General features: G+C 65.2%; 17 protein-coding genes. 9 read left to right on the top strand and 8 right to left on the bottom strand.

The genetic code is table 11. The annotated features are described in order from the left end of the window. Positions 1-4: 4 nt before the first annotated feature. Positions 5-565 (bottom strand): CsiV family protein, encoded by a 561-nt coding sequence (locus ACODS5_RS17150; protein WP_134691742.1) that lies wholly within the window; start codon positions 563-565, stop codon positions 5-7. A 9-nt stretch (positions 566-574) separates the two neighbouring features. Further along, positions 575-4,024, bottom strand: coding sequence for a transcription-repair coupling factor (gene mfd / locus ACODS5_RS17145; protein WP_134691741.1), 3,450 nt, complete (start codon positions 4,022-4,024; stop codon positions 575-577). 168 nt (positions 4,025-4,192) lie between these two features. Between mfd and ACODS5_RS17140 the strand changes: the two genes are divergently transcribed. The 3 genes from ACODS5_RS17140 (at position 4,193) to sthA (ending at position 8,357) form a co-directional block, all read left to right on the top strand. Then, entirely contained in the window at positions 4,193-5,656 is a 1,464-nt protein-coding gene (locus ACODS5_RS17140; RefSeq protein ID WP_134691740.1) for a glyceraldehyde-3-phosphate dehydrogenase, read from the top strand. A gap of 104 nt (positions 5,657-5,760) precedes the next feature. Further along, positions 5,761-6,759: an FAD:protein FMN transferase gene (locus ACODS5_RS17135; protein ID WP_489109234.1), complete on the top strand. Its 999-nt coding sequence runs from the start codon at positions 5,761-5,763 to the stop codon at positions 6,757-6,759. Between the two features lie 203 nt (positions 6,760-6,962). Beyond that, positions 6,963-8,357, top strand: a complete 1,395-nt coding sequence (gene sthA, locus ACODS5_RS17130; protein WP_134691739.1) for a Si-specific NAD(P)(+) transhydrogenase — start codon at positions 6,963-6,965, stop codon at positions 8,355-8,357. Positions 8,358-8,405: 48 nt separating this feature from the next. Here sthA and ACODS5_RS17125 read toward each other — a convergent pair whose 3' ends face one another. After that, entirely contained in the window at positions 8,406-9,122 is a 717-nt protein-coding gene (locus ACODS5_RS17125) for a glycerophosphodiester phosphodiesterase (protein ID WP_134691738.1), read from the bottom strand. A gap of 31 nt (positions 9,123-9,153) precedes the next feature. Continuing rightward, entirely contained in the window at positions 9,154-9,738 is a 585-nt protein-coding gene (locus tag ACODS5_RS17120; protein WP_134691737.1) for a PilZ domain-containing protein, read from the bottom strand. A gap of 93 nt (positions 9,739-9,831) precedes the next feature. On the opposite strand from ACODS5_RS17120, the gene ACODS5_RS17115 reads away from it, so the two are divergent. The 3 genes from ACODS5_RS17115 (at position 9,832) to ACODS5_RS17105 (ending at position 13,080) form a co-directional block, all read left to right on the top strand. Next, positions 9,832-11,082 (top strand): lipoprotein-releasing ABC transporter permease subunit, encoded by a 1,251-nt coding sequence (locus ACODS5_RS17115; RefSeq protein ID WP_134691736.1) that lies wholly within the window; start codon positions 9,832-9,834, stop codon positions 11,080-11,082. 7 nt (positions 11,083-11,089) lie between these two features. Further along, a complete protein-coding gene (lolD, locus tag ACODS5_RS17110) occupies positions 11,090-11,773 on the top strand; it encodes a lipoprotein-releasing ABC transporter ATP-binding protein LolD (RefSeq protein WP_217853749.1) in 684 nt (227 codons plus the stop codon). 62 nt (positions 11,774-11,835) lie between these two features. Beyond that, on the top strand, positions 11,836-13,080 hold the full coding sequence (locus tag ACODS5_RS17105; protein WP_489109233.1) for a lipoprotein-releasing ABC transporter permease subunit: 1,245 nt from the start codon (positions 11,836-11,838) through the stop codon (positions 13,078-13,080). A 33-nt stretch (positions 13,081-13,113) separates the two neighbouring features. Here the strand turns inward: ACODS5_RS17105 and ACODS5_RS17100 are convergent, their stop codons facing one another. Beyond that, entirely contained in the window at positions 13,114-14,460 is a 1,347-nt protein-coding gene (locus ACODS5_RS17100) for a heavy metal sensor histidine kinase (RefSeq protein ID WP_489109254.1), read from the bottom strand. Continuing rightward, positions 14,457-15,137, bottom strand: a complete 681-nt coding sequence (locus ACODS5_RS17095; RefSeq protein WP_134691732.1) for a heavy metal response regulator transcription factor — start codon at positions 15,135-15,137, stop codon at positions 14,457-14,459. Before ACODS5_RS17095 ends, ACODS5_RS17100 begins: the two co-directional genes overlap by 4 nt. Before the next feature lie 268 nt (positions 15,138-15,405). Here ACODS5_RS17095 and ACODS5_RS17090 point away from each other — a divergent pair, with 268 nt between their 5' ends. Then, positions 15,406-15,924: a cupredoxin domain-containing protein gene (locus ACODS5_RS17090; RefSeq protein ID WP_489109232.1), complete on the top strand. Its 519-nt coding sequence runs from the start codon at positions 15,406-15,408 to the stop codon at positions 15,922-15,924. A 68-nt stretch (positions 15,925-15,992) separates the two neighbouring features. Then, positions 15,993-16,823 (top strand): NADPH-dependent 7-cyano-7-deazaguanine reductase QueF, encoded by an 831-nt coding sequence (queF, locus tag ACODS5_RS17085; protein ID WP_134691730.1) that lies wholly within the window; start codon positions 15,993-15,995, stop codon positions 16,821-16,823. A 32-nt stretch (positions 16,824-16,855) separates the two neighbouring features. Here the strand turns inward: queF and ACODS5_RS17080 are convergent, their stop codons facing one another. Both ACODS5_RS17080 and pcrP read right to left on the bottom strand, forming a co-directional pair. Next, positions 16,856-17,119: a DUF4404 family protein gene (locus ACODS5_RS17080; RefSeq protein ID WP_031315272.1), complete on the bottom strand. Its 264-nt coding sequence runs from the start codon at positions 17,117-17,119 to the stop codon at positions 16,856-16,858. Positions 17,120-17,242: 123 nt separating this feature from the next. Beyond that, the gene (gene pcrP, locus ACODS5_RS17075) at positions 17,243-17,794 is read right to left on the bottom strand and encodes an HAD superfamily inactivated hydrolase PcrP (protein ID WP_134691729.1); all 552 of its coding nucleotides are present in this window, start codon (positions 17,792-17,794) and stop codon (positions 17,243-17,245) included. Between the two features lie 188 nt (positions 17,795-17,982). Between pcrP and ACODS5_RS17070 the strand changes: the two genes are divergently transcribed. After that, entirely contained in the window at positions 17,983-18,690 is a 708-nt protein-coding gene (locus ACODS5_RS17070) for an MlaA family lipoprotein (protein WP_134691728.1), read from the top strand. Positions 18,691-18,734 lie beyond the last annotated feature (44 nt).

Here is an 18,734-nt window from a genome sequence, read left to right as displayed (position 1 = left end):
GGCGTCACGGCTCCATCATTTCCGGGTCCGGCAGCGGTATCTTGCGCGCGCCGGCCGGCGACACCTTGAGCAGCACGGCCAGGTGCCCGCCGTCGAGGAAGGTCAGCTGGCCGGCCTTCATGTTGCTGTTGCTCTGCTTGAATTGCTCGCTGCGCAGCACGCTGCCGTTGCTGTCGAGCTGATTGACCCAGAGGTTGGCGTCGACGGCGATGAAGCGGTTTTCCTTGATGGTCAGGTTGCCTTCGATGGGAAAATGGCCGAACTGCTCTTCACCGGCGCTCAGCGCGACGCTGTCGCCGTCCTGTTGCCAGGCCTTGTGCAACAGCACGGTGTAGTCCGCGGTGGCCTGCAGGCGGGTGGCCTCGTCGCCAAGGGCGGTCGGGCGCTCGGCGCCCTGTTCCAGGCGCGGCGCGCCGGCGCTCCAGTTTTCCGGGGCGAACGGGCTGGTGATGGCCGGCACGGCGTTCTGCCGCACCAGGAGCATTTCCACCTGATAAGGGCCTGCGGCGAAGGCTGCCGGGGTGAGCAACGCCAGCAGCAGGGGCAGGCAACGGATGGCACGCATGGAGCTTCCTTAGTTCGGTTGTGGGGCGAGACGCTCGAACAGCGCCTCCAGGGTGTTGAAGCGTTCTTCGGGGCGTTCCATCGGCACCAGGAAGCGGAACTGGGTCGCGCCTTCGAACTTGTAGCGTTTGGGCTGGCCCTGGATAAGCTTGATCAGGGTCAGCGGGTCGACCGGCGTTTCGGCCTCGAACTCCAGCTTGCCGCCGTTGGGGCCGGCGTCGACCTTCTTGATGCCGAGCTTTTCCGCCTGCAGCTTGAGCAGGGTCAGGCGCATCAGGTTCTTGGTCGGCTCCGGCAGCAGGCCGAAGCGGTCGATCATCTCGACCTGCAGGTCCTTGAGGCCCTCTTCGTCGGCCGCCGAGGCGATGCGCTTGTACAGGATCAGCCGCGCGTGCACGTCGGGCAGGTAGTCCTCGGGGATCAGCGCCGGCAGACGCAGGTTGATCTCCGGGCCGCCGCCCAGCGGCTGCTCGAGGTTCGGCTGGGCGCCCTTGCGAATGGCCTTGACCGCGCGCTCGAGCATTTCCATGTACAGGGTGAAACCGACGGCCTGGATCTGCCCGCTCTGGCCCTCGCCGAGCAGTTCGCCGGCACCGCGGATCTCCAGGTCGTTGGTGGCCAGCACGAAGCCTGCGCCCAGGTCCTGGGTGTTGGCGATGGCCTCCAGGCGTTTTTCGGCATCGCTGCTGATCTGCTGGCGCGGTGGCGTCAGCAAGTAGGCGTAGGCCTGGTGGTGGCTGCGTCCGACCCGGCCGCGCAGTTGGTGCAGTTGGGCCAGGCCGAACTTGTCGGCGCGCTCGATGACGATGGTGTTGGCGCTGGGCACGTCGATGCCGGTCTCGATGATGGTCGAGGCGATCAGCACGTTGAAGCGCTTGTGGTAGAAGTCGCTCATCACCTGTTCGAGTTCGCGTTCGCGCATCTGCCCGTGGCCGATGCCGATGCGCGCCTCGGGTACCAGCTCGGCAAGGTCCGCGGCGCACTTCTCGATGGTCTTGACATCGTTGTGCAGGTAATACACCTGGCCGCCGCGCAGCAGCTCGCGCAGCAGCGCCTCCTTGACCGTGCTCTTGTTCTGCTCCATGACGAAGGTGCGCACCGACAGACGCCGTGCCGGCGGGGTGGCGATGATCGACAGGTCGCGCATGCCCGCCACCGCCATGTTCAGCGTGCGCGGAATCGGCGTGGCGGTCAGGGTGAGGATGTCCACCTCGCTACGCAGGGCCTTGAGCTGCTCCTTCTGGCGCACGCCGAAGCGGTGTTCCTCGTCGATGATGGCCAGGCCCAGGTCCTTGAAGCGCACATCGTCCTGCAGCAGCTTGTGGGTGCCGATGAGGATGTCGATCTTGCCTTCGGCCAGCTCCGCCGCGGCGCTGGCGACTTCCTTGGCCGACTTGAAGCGGCTCATCACCTCGACCTTCACCGGCCAGTCGGCGAAGCGGTCGCGGAAGCTGTTGTAGTGCTGCTGGGCGAGCAGGGTGGTGGGCACCAGCACCGCCACCTGGCGGCCGCTGTGCACGGCGATGAAGGCGGCGCGCATGGCCACCTCGGTCTTGCCGAAGCCGACGTCGCCGCAGACCAGGCGGTCCATCGGCTGGCCGGCGAGCATGTCGGCGCGCACGGCTTCGATGGCGGCCTGCTGGTCCGGGGTTTCCTCGAACGGGAAGCCGGCGCTGAAGGTGGCATAGTCGGCGGCCGGGTCGGCGAAGGCGTAGCCCTTGCGCGCGGCGCGGCGAGCGTAGATGTCGAGCAGCTCGGCGGCGACGTCGCGCACTTGCTCGGCGGCCTTGCGCTTGGCTTTTTGCCAGGCTTCCGAACCGAGCCGGTGCAGCGGCGCCAGGGCGTCGTCGCTGCCGGTGTAGCGGGCGATCAGGTGCAGGTTGGCCACCGGCACATAGAGCTTGGCGTTCTCTGCGTATTCGAGGGTGAGGAATTCGGCGGCCTGGCCGTCGATCTCCAGCGTGGCCAGGCCCAGGTAGCGGCCGACACCGTGGTCGATGTGCACCACCGGCGCGCCTTCGCGCAGCTCGGTGAGGTTCTTGATCACCGCGTCGTTGGCCGCCTCGCCGCGTTTCTCGCGGCGCCGGCGCTGCATCACGCGCTGGCCGAACAGTGGGCTTTCGGCGACCAGGGCGATGGCCGGGTCGTCCAGCAGCAGGCCGTCGTCCAACGGCGCGATGGTGATCGCCAGGCGTGCCTTGCCGGTGACGAAATCGGCCCAGTTCTCGACCGTCTGCGGGCGTACCTTGAGGCGTTCGAGCAGCTCCAGCAGCACTTCGCGCCGACCGGCCGACTCGGCGGTGAACAGCACCCGGCCAGCGAACTGGTCGAGGAAGTTCGCCAGCGCCGCCAGCGGCTGGTTGGCCTTGGCCTCGATCGCCAGGTCGGGCAGCGCGCGGGCCGGGAAGCGCTCGCGGCCGGCGCCGGCCTCCAGTTCCTCGCTGCTGACCACCACTCGCGGCCACTGCTTGAGGCGGGCGAAGCAGTCCTCCACCGGCATGAACAGCTCGGCCGGCGGCAGCAGGGGGCGGGTCAGGTCGCCGCGGCGCTCTTCATAGCGCCCGCGCACATCGTTCCAGAAATGTTCGGCGGCTTGTTCCACGCCAGGCAGTGAGAACACCTGGGTGTCTGCCGGCAAGTAGTCGAACAGGGTCGCGGTTTCTTCGAAAAACAGCGGCAGGTAATACTCGATACCGGCCGGGATGATGCCGCTGGTGAGGTCCTGGAAGATCGCGCTGCGTCGGAAGTCGACGTCGAAGCGTTCGCGGAACCGCGCCTTGAAGCGGGTCACCTCGTCCTTCTGCATGGGGAACTCGCGGGCCGGCAGCAGGCGCACCGAGTCGACCTTGTCGATCGAACGCTGGCTCTCTGGGTCGAAGGTGCGCAGGGTTTCGATCTCGTCGTCGAACAGGTCTATACGGTACGGCTGCTTGCTGCCCATGGGGAACAGGTCGATCAGCGCGCCGCGCACGGCGAATTCGCCATGCTCGTACACCGTGTCGACGCAGCGATAGCCGCTGGCTTCCAGGCGGCCGCGCATCTGCTCGACGTCGATCTTCTGGCCGACGTCCAGCACCAGGCTGCTGCCCAGCAAGAAGCGCGTCGGCGCCAGGCGGTGCAGGGCGGTGGTGATCGGCACCACGAGAATGCCGTGGTCCAGCTCCGGCAGCCGGTAGAGGCTGGCGATGCGCTGCGAGATGATGTCCTGGTGCGGCGAGAACAGGTCGTAGGGCAGGGTTTCCCAGTCGGGAAACGGCAGCACCGGCAGCTCGGGCGCGAAGAAGCGCAGCTCCTGCTCCAGGCGGTCGGCGGCCTGGCTGTCGGCGGTCAGCAACAGGGTGAAGCGACCAGCGGTACTGGCCGCCTCGGCGACGGCCAGGCTCAAGGCCGCGCCGGGCAGGTTGCCCCAGGTTTGTTTGCCGGCCGTGGCCGACAGTTTCGGTAGGCGCAGAACTGACACGGGAGATCGGACTCCAAGCGTTGCGGCAAAGAGATCGATTGTACCGGTGAGCGGGCGCGCTGTCAGGCTTGTGAAGGGCGTGGCGGTCGCCTCTGGCGCCGGCGACAGGCGCTCATTGCCCGATACGCTGCGGGGCGTCATAATGTAGCCCCTTTTTTGTTCCCCTACATGTGGAAGGTTACCGTGACTCAGAAGCCCGACCAGTGTCTTGGTGAGTGGATCGATCGTGAAGCCCTGGCTGAAGCGATGATCCCGCTTATCGGTCAGCTCTACCGCAACAACAACGTGGTGAGCTCGATCTATGGCCGTAGCCTGATCAACCGTTCGGTTATCTCGATCCTCAAAGCCCACCGCTTTGCCCGTCACCGTCAAACCGACGAGACCGAGCTGTCGGTCCACGAGACATTCCCGCTGCTCAAGGCCATGAGCGAGCTGAAACTGGGCGCCGCTTCGGTCGACCTGGGCAAGCTGGCCAACAAGTTCAAGGCCGAAGGCAACGGCCGCAGCGCCGAGCAGTTCGTCCGTGACGAGCTGGCTGACGTGGTGGGGCAGCAGAACGCCAACGCACGCAAGGGCACTGATGTCGTCCTGTACGGTTTCGGCCGCATCGGCCGCCTGCTGGCGCGCATCCTCATCGAGAAGACCGGTGGCGGCGACGGCCTGCGCCTGCGCGCCATCGTCGTGCGCAAGGGCGCCGAGAACGACCTGGTCAAGCGCGCCAGCCTGCTGCGTCGCGACTCGGTGCACGGTCCGTTCGACGGCACCATCGTCATCGATGAAGCCAACAACACCATCACCGCCAACGGCAACCTGATCCAGGTGATCTACGCCAAGAGCCCGAGCGAAGTCGACTACACCCAGTACGGCATCAACGATGCGCTGATCGTCGACAACACCGGTGTCTGGCGTGACGCCGACGGCCTCGGCCAGCACCTGGCCTGCCCAGGCGCCGCCCGCGTGATCCTCACCGCGCCGGGCAAGGGCGCGCTGAAGAACATCGTGCACGGCATCAACCACGGCGACATCAGCGCCGACGACAAGATCATCTCGGCGGCGTCCTGCACCACCAACGCCATCGTGCCGGTGCTCAAGGCCATCAACGACCAGTACGGCATCGTCAACGGTCACGTCGAAACCGTTCACTCGTTCACCAACGACCAGAACCTGATCGACAACTTCCACAAGGGCAGCCGCCGTGGTCGCGCCGCGCCGCTGAACATGGTCATCACCGAGACCGGTGCCGCCACTGCCGCCGCCAAGGCGCTGCCAGTGCTCAAGGGCAAGCTGACCGGTAACGCGATCCGTGTTCCGACGCCGAACGTGTCGATGGCCATTCTCAACCTGAACCTCGAGAAGGCCACCAACCGCGAAGAGCTGAACGAGTACCTGCGCCAGACCGCCATGCACTCCGAGCTGCACAAGCAGATCGACTACGTCAGCTCCCAGGAAGTGGTATCGACCGACTTCGTCGGTTCGCGCCACGCCGGTGTGGTCGACGCCGAGGCGACCATCTGCAACGACAATCGCGTTGTCCTGTACGTCTGGTACGACAACGAGTTCGGTTACAGCTGCCAGGTGGTGCGCGTGATGGAAGACATGGCCGGTGTGAACCCGCCAGCGTTTCCACGCTGATCCAGTTGTAATGCGTTGAAAAAACGGGAACCTTCGGGTTCCCGTTTTTTTTGCTTCCTGCTTCACTGCTATCGATGTGGGAGCGGCCAACCGAGAAATCCATGGTGCGCACAGTTCTTCTGCTTTGCCTGCTGTTGCTCTCAGCCTGCGAGCCAACCTCGACCCTCGAACGCTTCGGCGGCCCGACCATGGGCAGCAGCTACAGCATCCAGTACGTGCACCAACCCGGTGGCCCGGCGCGGGAGCAGGTGCAAGCCGAGGTCGAGGCTATCCTCCAGGTCGTCGATGTCCAGTATTCCACCTACCGCGGCGACTCCACCGTCAGCCGATTCAACCAGTTGCCAGCCAACCAGTGCCTGGCCATCGACAGCGACATGCGCGCGCTGGTCAGTTTCGGTCAGCTGTTGGCCGAACAGAGCCAGGGCGCTTTCGACCTTACCGTCGAGCCGCTGCTCGACCTCTGGGGCTTCGGTCCACAGGCCCGCGAACTGCACGTGCCTGAACCGCAGGCCCTGGCCCGGGTGCGTCAGCGTGTCGGCTACCGCCACCTGCGCCTGGAGGGCGACACCCTGTGCAAGGACGCGGCCATCGAGCTGGACTTCAACAGCATCGCCGCCGGCCATGCCGTCGACCTGATCGCCGCGCGCCTGCAGGCCCTGGGTATCGACAACTTCCTTGCCGAGGCCACCGGTGAGCTCAAGGCCGTGGGCCGCAAGCCCGACGGCAGTGCCTGGCGGGTAGCGCTGGAACTGCCGCGCGAGGATCGCCAGATCGCCCGCCAGGTCATCGACGTGCAGGACCTGGCCGTGTCGACCTCGGGTGACTATCGGCATTATTTCGAGGACAATGGCCGGCGCTATTCGCACACCTTCGATGCCCGCCTCGGGCGCCCGGTCGCGCATGACCTGGCGGCAGTGACGGTGCTCGACGCCAGCGCGCTGCGGGCCGATGGTTATTCGACCCTGTTGTTGATCCTCGGGCCGCAACAGGGCTGGGACTTCGCCATGGCCCATGGGATTGCCGCCGTGCTGGTGACCCGCAGTGGGGGTGGATTCGTCTCCCGTGGCACGCCTGCGTTCGAGCGGGCGCTGAAAGGCGAGTGAAAGGCAAGCCACGGATGATCGCCGCCAGGGACCCGGTGGAACCACATGTAGTGCAAGCAACAGTGGCCTACGACGCGACCAAGGGTTAATGTGCGCGGCGTTCCCGCTTGATTAGACTGCACCCGAATTTTCTCATGGCGCTCAGGCGGCATGATCGCGCCCCGCGGCCACCCGGCCGGCGGGCCAGTTCTGAAGGAGTACGCATGGCTGTCTACAACTACGACGTAGTGGTGCTGGGTTCCGGCCCGGCCGGTGAGGGCGCGGCAATGAACGCCGCCAAAGCAGGGCGCAAGGTGGCGATGGTCGACAGCCGTCGTCAGGTCGGAGGCAACTGCACCCACCTGGGCACCATCCCGTCCAAGGCGCTGCGTCACTCCGTGCGGCAGATCATGCAGTTCAATACCAACCCGATGTTCCGCGCCATCGGCGAGCCGCGCTGGTTCTCCTTCCCCGACGTGCTCAAGAGCGCCGAAAAGGTCATCAGCAAGCAAGTCGCCTCGCGTACCGGCTACTACGCGCGCAACCGCGTCGACGTGTTCGTCGGCACCGGCAGCTTCGCCGACGAGCAGACCATCGAAGTGGTCTGCCCCAATGGCGTGGTCGAGAAGCTCAACGCCAAGCACATCATCATCGCCACCGGCTCGCGCCCGTACCGCCCGGCCGACATCGACTTCAACCACCCGCGCGTCTACGACAGCGACACCATCCTCAGCCTCAGCCACACCCCGCGCAAGCTGATCGTCTACGGTGCCGGAGTGATCGGTTGCGAATATGCCTCGATCTTCAGCGGCCTGGGCGTGCTGGTGGAGCTGGTCGACAACCGTGGCCAACTGTTGAGCTTCCTGGATTCGGAAATCTCCCAGGCGCTGAGCTATCACTTCAGCAACAACAACATCACCGTGCGCCACAACGAGGACTACGACCGCGTCGAAGGCCTGGACAACGGGGTGATCCTGCACCTGAAATCGGGCAAGAAGATCAAGGCCGACGCCTTGCTGTGGTGCAACGGTCGTACCGGCAACACCGACAAGCTGGGTCTGGAGAACATTGGCATCAAGGTCAACAGCCGTGGCCAGATCGAGGTCGACGAGACCTACCGCACCAGTGTGGCGAACATCTATGGCGCCGGTGACGTGATCGGCTGGCCGAGCCTGGCCAGTGCCGCCCACGACCAGGGCCGTTCGGCGGCCGGCAGCATCGTCGACAACGGCAGCTGGCGCTTCGTCAACGACGTGCCGACCGGCATCTACACCATCCCGGAGATCAGCTCGATCGGCAAGAACGAGCAGGAGCTGACCCAGGCCAAGGTGCCGTACGAAGTGGGCAAGGCGTTCTTCAAGAGCATGGCTCGCGCGCAGATCGCCGGCGAGCCGCAAGGCATGCTGAAGATCCTGTTCCACCGCGAGACCCTCGAGGTCCTCGGCGTGCACTGCTTCGGCTACCAGGCCTCGGAGATCGTGCATATCGGCCAGGCGGTGATGAACCAGCCGGGCGAGCAGAACAACCTCAAGTACTTCGTCAACACCACCTTCAACTACCCGACCATGGCCGAAGCCTATCGGGTAGCTGCCTACGACGGCCTGAACCGGCTTTTTTGAGCGGCTCCGGCCGGTGGCCTGAGCCGGTCGGGGAGACCGATTTCAGCCCTACCCGAGGGTGGTCTTGGCCAAACCGGGAAAGTCTGTAATCAGGCTGTCCACGCCAAAGTCGGCGAGCCGGCGCATCAGCGCCGGTTCGTTGACCGTCCACACCGACACGTGCAAGCCCTGGCGCTGCGCCTTGATCAGGCGCTCGGGGGTGCACAGCGTCCAGTTCAACGCCAGCATTTCGCAGCCGTAGTTCTGCGCGACCTTCAGTGGGTCGAGCCAGGCGTATTCGGCTACCAGTCCGCGCTTGACGTCCGGCACCAGCTCCTGGGCGGCGCCGAGCACTTCCCGTGAGCTCGAGGTGATGGTCACCTTGTCCAGCAGGGCGTATTGCTGGGCCAGTTCGCGGATCGCCAGCACGGTGCTGGCGGCGCGGGTGCGCGAGGCGCTCTTGACCTCCAGTTGCCAATGCTCGAACGGGCACTTCTGGAACAGTTCCTCCAGCCGCGGGATGGGGCAGGGCTGCACATGGCCTGGGCCGCCCTTGCGCGCGTCGTAGGTGACCAGGTCGGCGGCGCTGTGCTCGACCACCTTGCCACGTCGGCCGGTGGTGCGCTTGAGGGTCGGGTCGTGGATCACCATCAGCTCGTTGTCGGCCGACAGGTGCAGGTCGAGTTCGCAGCGGTTGACGCCGTGCGCCAGGCACTGGCGGAAGCTCTGCAGGGTATTCTCGGGCGCTTCGCCCTTGGCGCCGCGGTGGCCGTAGATAAGGGTCACATTCGTTCCTTCAGATTCAGGTGAAAAGGGCTCAAGGCGCGGGGTCGTTCTGTTCCAGTGCCTGGCGCCGCTGCTGTTGCTGGCGCTGCAGGATATAGCGCGCCAGCAGCTGGCGCTGGGCGTCGGTCATCTCGGTGAACTCGGTGCCCACCTCGAAGCTGCCGTCGGGGCGCGGATCGCAGTGGGTGACCCGGCCGCGCAGCAGCAGGCCGTGGGCGCGAGGCATCAGCACCATCTTCACTTTCACCCGGGTGCCCGGGGCGATCTGCTGGTGCTGGGCGAACTCGATGCCGCCTTCGGAGATGATTACCGGTTGCGGCTGGCCGATCTCGCCGATCAGCGTCTGCGCGACCACCGCGCTGAGCAGGTCGAGGCGTTTGTTCTGTGCGCGTAAAAAGGCGGCGAGGGTGCGGTCTTTCTCGCTCAGCTGGCGCAACAGGTGTTGTGACTCGAAGTCGGACAGGTGCAGTTCGCTGAGCAGGTTGAACAGCTCGGAATCATCCTGCAACAGTTCTGTTTCAAGGGCTTCGGCCGCGCTGAGGGGGCTGATTTGGAGTGCGATCCGATCTTCGATGCGGTAGTATTCGCGGCGATCTTCTTCGTCTAATGTCGTCATGGCGAACCCAAGGTTACGGCGGTGGTCCGAGTGTAAAGCCGCCGTAGGCGCCTCGCCACAAGGACGTTCCCTTTCATCCGAACAAGCCCCGACATGTTCAGACCTCTATTCGTATTCATTGGTACGCGTTACACCCGTGCCAAGCGTCGCAATCACTTCGTATCGTTCATTTCGCTCACCTCGATGATCGGCCTCGCCCTGGGCGTGGTGGTGATGATCGTGGTGCTCTCGGTGATGAACGGTTTCGACCACGAGATGCGCACCCGTGTGCTGGGGATGATCCCCCACGCCACGCTCGAGACCGGCCAGCCGATCGACGACTGGCAGGCCCTTGCCTCTAAAGTAAAGCAGAATCCGCAGGTACTGGCGGTTGCGCCTTTCACCCAGATGCAGGGCTTGCTGACCCACGATGGCAAGGTGCAGAAGGTGCTGCTCAACGGCGTCGACCCGGCGCGCGAGCGCGAGGTGTCGATCATCGACCACTTCGTCCAGCAGGGCAGCCTCGACAAGCTGGCGCCGGGCGAGTGGGGCATCATGATCGGCGACAAGGCGGCGACCAAGCTCGGCGTCGCTATCGGCGACAAGCTGACCTTCGTCGCCCCCGAGGTGAGCGTCACCCCGGCAGGCATGTTCCCGCGCATGAAGCGCTTCACCGTGGTCGGCACCTTCCACGTTGGCGCTGGCGAGATCGACGGCTACCTGGGCATCACCAACATCGCCGATCTGTCGCGCCTGCACCGCTGGAAGGCCGACCAGGTACAAGGCATCCGTCTCAAGTTCGACGACCTGTTCCAGGCCCCGCGCGCCGCCTGGGACATCGCCCAGCAGCTGGGCGAGCAGGAGTTCTATCCACGAGACTGGACCCGCACCCACGGCAACCTGTACCAGGCCATCCGCATGGAGAAATCCATGATCGGCCTGCTGCTGCTGCTGATCGTGGCGGTGGCGGCGTTCAACATCATTTCCACCTTGGTGATGGTGGTCAACGACAAGCGCGGCGACATTGCCATCCTCCGTACCCTGGGCGCCACGCCGGCGCAGATCATGGCCATCTTCATGGTCCAGGGCACGGTGATCGGCGTGGTCGGCACCCTGATCGGCGCCGCGCTGGGTATTCTCGGCGCGCTCAACGTGAGCGCGGCGATCGCCGGCATCGAGACCCTGATCGGGCACAAGTTCCTCAATGCCGACGTGTATTTCATCGATTATCTGCCCTCGCAGCTGCAGGCCCAGGACGTCTACATGGTCTGTGGCGCGGCGCTGGTCCTGAGTTTCTTCGCCACCCTGTACCCGGCCTGGCGCGCCTCGCGCACCCAGCCGGCAGAGGCGCTACGTTATGAGTGAGTCGCGCATGAGTGATAAAGCCGTGTTGAGTTGCCGCAACCTGGGCAAGAGCTACGAGGAAGGCCCGGAGTCGGTGCAGGTGCTGGCGGGGTTGAACCTCGAACTGCAGCCAGGCGAGCGGGTGGCCATCGTCGGCAGTTCCGGCTCGGGCAAGAGTACCTTGCTCAACCTGCTCGGCGGCCTGGACACGCCCACCGAGGGCAGCGTCTGGCTGGCCGGCGAAGAGTTGTCGGCGCTGGGCGAGCGGGCTCGCGGCCTGCTGCGCAACCGCGCGCTGGGCTTCGTCTACCAGTTCCACCACCTGCTGGCGGAGTTCACCGCCCTGGAGAACGCCTGCATGCCGCTGCTGATCGGCAAGACGCCGATCAGCGAAGCCCGCGAGCGCGCCGAGGCGCTGCTCAAGCGCGTCGGCCTGGGCCATCGCCTCAATCACAAGCCGGCCGAGCTGTCCGGTGGTGAGCGCCAGCGCGTGGCGATTGCCCGCGCCCTGGTCAACCGCCCGGGCCTGGTGATGCTCGACGAGCCCACCGGCAACCTCGACCACCACACTGCCCAGGGTATCCAGGAGCTGATGCAGGAGCTGTCCAGCCACTCGCAGACGGCGTTCCTGGTGGTGACCCACGACCTCAACCTGGCGCGGCAGATGGACCGTGTGCTGCGCCTGGAAGACGGGCATCTGGTGGCGATCTGAATCGCCTGCGCGGGGCGCCGTGAGGGCGCCCCGGTTCACTTCTCTGTTGGGTGTACCTGTACATGTTCAGACCCTTGCCCTTGTTCATCGGTGCTCGCTACACCCGTGCCAAGCGCCGCAATCACTTCATCTCGTTCATCTCCATGACCTCGATGATCGGCCTGTCGCTGGGCGTGCTGGCGATGATCACGGTGTTGTCGGTGATGAACGGCTTCCAGCGCGAGATGAGCTCGCGCGTGCTCGGCCTGGTGCCGCATGCCGCGATCCTCGGCGAGCAGCCGCTGGGCGACTGGCGCCAGGTCGCCAGCGCCGCCGAGGGCAACCCGGCGGTGATCGCCGCCGCGCCGCTCACCGAAATGGAAGGCATGCTCTCGTACAAGGGGGCGATGCAGCCGATCCAGGTCGCCGGCATCGATCCGGTCGAGGAGGGCAAGGTCTCCATCGTTACCCAGCACATCGTTCAGGGCAGTCTGCAAGCACTGGTGCCGGGCGAGTTCGGCGTGGTCATCGGCGAGCTGACGGCCCGGCGTTTTCGCCTGAACACCGGCGACAAGCTGACCCTGATCGTGCCGGAAATCAGCAAGGAGCCGGGGGGCATTACCCCGCGCATGCAGCGCCTGACGGTGGTCGGTATCTTCAAGGTCGGTGCCGAGCTGGATGGCTCACAGGCCTATATCCATGTCGCCGACGCTGGCCAGATGCAGCGCTGGGCGCCAGGCCAGGTACAGGGCGTGCGCCTGAAGCTGCACGACCTGTACGCCGCGCCGCAGGTATCCAAGGCGATCGCCGCGGGCCTTGGCCAGGGCTACCGCGCCGATGACTGGTCGCACACCCAGGGCAGCCTGTTCAGCGCCATGAAGATGGAAAAGACCATGATCGGCCTGCTGCTGATGATGATCATCGCGGTAGCGGCCTTCAACATCATCGCCACCCTGGTGATGGTGGTGAACGACAAGGGCGCCGACATCGCCATCCTGCGCACCATCGGCGCCACGCCGGCGCAGATCATGGGCACGTTCATGGTCCAGGGCAGCCTGATCGGCATCGTCGGCACCTTGCTTGGCGGTGTGCTGGGTGTGGTTCTGGCGCTGAACGTGAGCGCGGTGGTCGGCTGGCTCGAGCGGGTCAGCGGGCAGCACATCTTCACCTCCGACATCTACTTCATCAGCAGCCTGCCGTCGGAGCTGCAGTGGGGCGACGTGGCGATCATCTGTGTGGCGGGGCTGGTGATGAGCTTCCTGGCGACGATCTACCCGGCCTACCGCGCTTCGCAGATCGAACCGGCGATGGCCTTGCGTTACGAGTAAGACATTGCAACACCGGGGGGGCGCTTTGCGCCCCTACGCGGGCAACTCGATCACGAACCGCGTCCAGCCATCTTCACGCTCCGCCCGAATTTTCCCACCGTGTGCCTGCACGATCGAGCGGGTGATCGCCAGCCCCAGCCCCGCATGCTCGCTGCTGCCTTCCTGGCGCGCCGGATCCGCCCGGTAGAAGCGGTCGAACAATCGCTCAAGCAGTTGCGGCGCAATCGCCGGCCCGGTGTTGGCCACCACGATGCGCAGCCCAGGCTCCAGGCTTATCCTAATCTCACCCCCGGCGGGGGTGAAGCGCAGGGCGTTGTCCAGCAAGTTGGATAGCGCCCGGCGCAGCATGTGTCGGTCGCCTTCGGTATGGGCCTGGCCCTCACGCAGCAAGCGCACCTCGGCGTCCTCGGCCAGCGGCGCGTAGTACTCCAGCAACGCATCGGCCTCCGTGGCCAGGTCCAGCGACTGGCGGCTGGGCATCAGCAGGCCGTGATCGGCCTTGGCCAGGTAGAGCATGTCGTTGACCAGCTGGGCCATCCATTGCAGCTCTTCGAGATTGCCGTGCAGGGCTTCGCGGTACTCCTCCAGGCTGCGCGGGCGGGTGAGGGTGACCTGGGTGTGGGTGAGCAGGTTGGACAACGGCGTGCGCAATTCGTGGGCGATATCGGCGGAGAATGCCGACAGACGCTGGAAGGCATCGTCCAAGCGTTGCAGCATGGCGTTGACCGTGGCGGCCAGCTCGGCTAGCTCCTCGGGCATTTCGGCGGCCGGTAGACGGGTGGTCAGCGAACGGGCGTTGACGCTGGCGGCGATCTTGCCCATCTGTCGCAACGGTTGCAGGCCGCGGCGCGCGGCCCAGGCGCCAAGCAGCGCGGTGACCAGCGCCGACAACCCGACGGTGAACCAGATCAGGCGCTGCATGCCTTGCAGAAAGTGCTGGTGGTGGGTGATATCGAGAAACAGCGTCAGCTGTGGCGAGGTGGGTTGATTGTCGGCCAGCGGGGTGCTCAGGCTGCGGTAATCCACGCCCTGGCTATGCAACGTGGCCAGTGCGCCGTGTCCTGATGTCTGCGGCAACTCGCCACGGCTGGCGAACCAGGGCGTGCCGTCGGCGCCGCGCACGCGCAAGGCCAGGTCGGACTGGTGGCTCAATTCGTTGAGCAGCGCCGGCAGGCGCGTGGCCAGCTGCGCCTGGCTGTCTACGCCGTCGAGCAGGCTGCGCATCAGCGACAGCCGACCGCTGAGCAGTTGCTGGTCGAGCTCGACGAAATGCTGCTCGCTGGCGCGGCTGAACAGCAAGCCGGCGCCCAGCGACACGGCGGCGGTGCAGGCGGCGAACAGCAGGGCCAGGCGACTGCCAAGGGACAGACGGCGCATCAGTCCTGGCGCTCTTCAAGCACGTAACCCATGCCGCGCACGGTATGGATCAGCTTGGCCGGGTGGCTGTCGTCGATCTTCAGGCGCAGGCGGCGGATCGCCACCTCGATGACGTTGGTGTCGCTGTCGAAGTTCATGTCCCACACCTGCGAGGCGATCAGCGACTTGGGCAACACCTCGCCCTGGCGGCGCAGCAGCAGTTCGAGCAGGGCGAACTCCTTGGCGGTCAGGTCGATGCGTGCCCCGCCGCGTTCGGCGCGGCGACGGATCAGGTCCAGGCGCAGGTCGGCCAAGCCCAGGCTGGTGTCCTGGCTGGCGCTGGCACCCCGGCGCAGCAGGCTGCGCACTCGGGCCAGCAGCTCGGAGAAGGCGAAGGGCTTGACCAGGTAGTCGTCGGCGCCCAACTCCAGGCCGTGCACGCGGTCCTCGACGGCGTCGCGGGCGGTGAGGAACAGCACCGGTGTGTCCAGCCCGGCCTGGCGCACCGCCTGGAGGATCTGCCAGCCGTTGCGCCCGGGCAGCATCACGTCGAGGATCAGCAGGTCGTGGTCGCCGGTCAGCGCCAGGTGCTGGCCGCTGTCGCCGTCGCTGGCCAGCTCGGTGGCGAAGCCGGCCTCGCTCAGGCCCTGGCTCAGGTACTGGCCGGTCTTGGCCTGGTCTTCGACGATCAGCAGTTTCATGACAGTCCTTGTAGTGATGTGGCTTGTGGCGTGCGCTGTGGAACGGTTTTCGTGGGAGCGGGCATGCCCCGCGAGAGGGTCGCCTGGGCGAGTGCAATCGCGGGGCAAGCCCGCTCTCCCAAAGCCTGCCCCCATACGTCGAGGAAATGATACGTGACGATCTGGCGGCCTGCCCAAGCTGACAAAGTTGTAATCTTCCCGTCAGCCAGCTGCCAGCCTGCCTTTTCGACAATGGCGCCATCTTCGCTGTATTGATCTGGAGTCACCCATGAAACACCTGTTCCTCACCGCCGCGCTTGCCCTGACCAGCCTGCCCGCCTTCGCTGGCGAAGCCAAACCCTTCGCTTTTGGCGAACCGGCGCCGGCAGCCAAGGCCACCCGCACCGTCGAGGTGGTGCTCAAGGACATTGCCTTCGAACCCAAGAGCATCAAGGTCAAGGCCGGCGAAACCGTACGTTTCGTGCTGGTCAATGAAGGCAATCTACCCCACGAGTTCAACCTGGGCGACAAAGCCATGCACGCCGAGCATCAAAAGGAAATGGTCGCCATGCAAGGCAAGATCTTCACCGCCGGCATGAATCACGAAGGCATGGACCATGGCCAGATGGACCACAGCCAGATGATGGACGGCGGCCATGGCCACGATACCGGCAACACCGTGCTGGTGCAGCCTGGCCAGCGCGCGGAGCTGACCTGGACCTTCCGCAAGTCAGCACCCATCGAGTTCGCCTGCAACGTGCCGGGCCATTACCAGGCCGGCATGGTCGGGCCGTTGACCATCGAGTGACATCGGCTCCAAGGCGGGGTGCAAAACCGGTAGACTAGGGGCAATTTCGAACCTTCAGGTCAGTTTCCATGCATCCCGCCGCCGAACACTCCCCGCTGGGCAAGTCCAGCGAATACATTGCCACCTACACCCCCGCGCTGTTGTTCCCCATCCCACGCCTGGCCAAGTGGGCCGAGCTGGGCGTCAGTGGCGAGGCGCTGCCGTGGCAGGGCGTGGATTTCTGGAACTGCTTCGAGCTGTCGTGGCTGCTGCCTTCAGGCAAGCCGGTGGTGGCCATCGGCGAGTTCGCCATCCCTTGCGACTCGCCGAACATCATCGAGTCCAAGTCCTTCAAGCTGTACCTCAACTCGCTGAACCAGACCGTGTTCGCCTCGCTGGCCGAGTTGCAGGCGTGCCTGGTAAAAGACCTGTCCGCCGCCGCGGGTAAGGCAGTCGCGGTCAAGGTCAGCACCCTGGCCGAGGTCGAAGGCCAAGGCGTGACCGCCTTGCCGGGCCAGTGCATCGACGCGCTGGATGTGACCATCAGCAACTACGAGCAGCCGCAACCGGAGCTGCTGCGTTGCTCCTCGGAGCGCGTGGTAGAAGAGACGCTGCATAGCCACCTGCTCAAATCCAACTGCCCGGTCACCGGCCAGCCAGACTGGGGTAGCGTGGTGGTTGCCTACAAGGGGCCGGCGCTGGACCCTGCCAGCCTGCTGACCTATCTGATCAGCTTCCGCCAGCATGCCGACTTCCACGAGCAATGCGTGGAGCGGATCTACCTGGACCTGAAGAACCTGCTTAAGCCTGAGCACCTGACGGTGTATGCACGGTATGTGCGCCGGGGTGGGTTGGATATCAACCCGTATCGCAGCACCGGGGCGATCAGCCCGCAGAACCTGCGGTTGGTGCGGCAGTAATGTAACGGGGCTGCAACACAGCCCCGTCGGGTTCAGATCCCCATGCTGTGCAGCGAGTTGGCGATGCTGCGCAGGGTGGCGGTGAGGTCGGGGTGCTCGGCCTCGAAGCGTTCGATGGCCAGGTTCACGCCATCGACCAGGTTGTTGTCCGGGGTGGCTTCCTCGAGCTTGAGCTGGGCTTCGATCTGCCGGGCTTCTTCATGCAGGCTGGCCAGCTCCTCTTCCGACAGCGGCACATTGCGATCCAGTTGCTCGCGCAGGCTATTCAGGCGCTCTTGCAGTTCGCGGGCAGGCATTGTTCGTACTCCATCAATGGCTTGGCAAACCATGGACCTCAGCGAAACGGCAAAGGTTCTGGCCTGCCTTCAAGCGTAATCCACCTGTCGGCGCTTTGCATGATCCGCATCAAGCTGGATGTATCAGGGTTTCTCGCCCTTGTACCGGCGCTGGGCGATGTCCGCCAGGCAGGCGTCGAGAGCTTCGAGGTGATCGATCACCGAGTGCACGCCCAGCCCGAACAACGCCAAGGTCGCCTTGCCGCGGGCTCGCTCCCGTTCCTGTTGGTTCAGTGCCTGCCAGTGCGGCGAAGCCTGCTCGCAGGCCGCCAGGCCCACGGTCCACAAGCCGGCGTTCAAGGCCGATTGCAGCAGCAGGGGTTCGCCGCTAACCAGCACGCAGCCATCCAGGCGCTGGCTTTGCAGGCTCATCAGCGCCTGCCAGCAGGCATCGGGCGCAGGCCCTTTGCTGCCATTGAGCGGATGCCCCGGCAGCCAATCGGGCAGCACACGGGTCAAACGCTTGCCCTGGGCGGCATTCAGGTCGTCGAGCCAGATGCACGGAATTTGCCGGGTGCGCAGGCGCGCCAGTAAGTCGAGGGCGCCCGGTGTGGGCAGGGCCGTGCCGTTCGCGGCCTGGACCAGGCAGCCGCGCAGGCCGAACAGCACGGCGGTGAAGGCGGGTGCTTCTTGCATGGCAGCGTCCCTGAAATAGCTTCCACGCTAGCCGGCGATTGTTACCGGCAGATGACCGCAACACTTGTTCACATAATCTTGACCTAGATATGTAAAACTACGCTCCAGCCAGTAAGCCATTATACTTGCGCCCAATTCAGCAACGCGCCAACGGCCGTTGCACCGTGAAATCCGATGGAGAAACATCTATGCGTAGGTTCGGTGCCGGAGTGCTCGAGCGAGTCACCCAGGCCTGTGTCTGCGCCAGCTTGTTGCTGGCGCCCGTGGCGGCCACCCAGGCGGCCAGCGAGGAAGACCCCTGGGAGTCGGTCAATCGACCGATCTTCAAGTTCAACGATACCCTCGACACCTATGCCCTCAAGCCGCTGGCCCAGGGTTACCAGGCGATCACCCCGCAGTTTCTCGAGGACGGCATCCACAACATCTTCCGCAACCTCGGCGATGTCACCAACCTGGCCAACAATGTGCTGCAGCTCAAACCGCACGCGGCGGGCGTCGACACCGCGCGGTTGATCGTCAACACCACCTTCGGCCTGGGCGGCTTCTTCGATGTCGGCACCAAGATGGGCCTGCAGCGCAATGACGAAGATTTCGGCCAGACCCTCGGCTACTGGGGGGTGCCCAGCGGGCCGTACGTGGTCATCCCGCTCCTGGGCCCCAGCACCGTGCGTGACGGCCTGGCCAAGTACCCGGACACCTACACCGAACCCTACCGCTACATCGACCACGTGCCGACGCGCAACTCGATCTTCGCCCTGGACGTGATCGACACCCGCGCCAGCCTGCTGTCGGCGGAGAAACTGGTGCAGGGCGACAAGTACATCTTCCTGCGTAACGCCTACCTGCAGAACCGTGAGTTCAAGGTCAAGGACGGGCAGGTCGAAGACGACTTCTGACCCCGTCGGTCGGGTCATGGGGCTGCCTTGCAGCCCATCGCCGG

Source organism: Pseudomonas sp. FG47 (genome assembly GCF_057809115.1).
This window is presented reverse-complemented; position numbering and strand designations above follow the sequence as displayed.

Excerpts from the sequence above, each read along its gene's own strand:
- ACODS5_RS17150 (WP_134691742.1), bottom strand. The coding sequence starts at position 565 with ATGCGTGCCATCCGTTGCCTGCCCCTGCTGCTGGCGTTGCTCACCCCG.
- ACODS5_RS17140 (WP_134691740.1), top strand. The coding sequence starts at position 4,193 with ATGTGGAAGGTTACCGTGACTCAGAAGCCCGACCAGTGTCTTGGTGAG.
- sthA (WP_134691739.1), top strand. The coding sequence starts at position 6,963 with ATGGCTGTCTACAACTACGACGTAGTGGTGCTGGGTTCCGGCCCGGCC.
- ACODS5_RS17120 (WP_134691737.1), bottom strand. The coding sequence starts at position 9,738 with ATGACGACATTAGACGAAGAAGATCGCCGCGAATACTACCGCATCGAA.
- ACODS5_RS17115 (WP_134691736.1), top strand. The coding sequence starts at position 9,832 with ATGTTCAGACCTCTATTCGTATTCATTGGTACGCGTTACACCCGTGCC.
- lolD (WP_217853749.1), top strand. The coding sequence starts at position 11,090 with ATGAGTGATAAAGCCGTGTTGAGTTGCCGCAACCTGGGCAAGAGCTAC.
- ACODS5_RS17105 (WP_489109233.1), top strand. The coding sequence starts at position 11,836 with ATGTTCAGACCCTTGCCCTTGTTCATCGGTGCTCGCTACACCCGTGCC.
- ACODS5_RS17095 (WP_134691732.1), bottom strand. The coding sequence starts at position 15,137 with ATGAAACTGCTGATCGTCGAAGACCAGGCCAAGACCGGCCAGTACCTG.
- ACODS5_RS17090 (WP_489109232.1), top strand. The coding sequence starts at position 15,406 with ATGAAACACCTGTTCCTCACCGCCGCGCTTGCCCTGACCAGCCTGCCC.
- queF (WP_134691730.1), top strand. The coding sequence starts at position 15,993 with ATGCATCCCGCCGCCGAACACTCCCCGCTGGGCAAGTCCAGCGAATAC.
- ACODS5_RS17080 (WP_031315272.1), bottom strand. The coding sequence starts at position 17,119 with ATGCCTGCCCGCGAACTGCAAGAGCGCCTGAATAGCCTGCGCGAGCAA.
- pcrP (WP_134691729.1), bottom strand. The coding sequence starts at position 17,794 with ATGCAAGAAGCACCCGCCTTCACCGCCGTGCTGTTCGGCCTGCGCGGC.
- ACODS5_RS17070 (WP_134691728.1), top strand. The coding sequence starts at position 17,983 with ATGCGTAGGTTCGGTGCCGGAGTGCTCGAGCGAGTCACCCAGGCCTGT.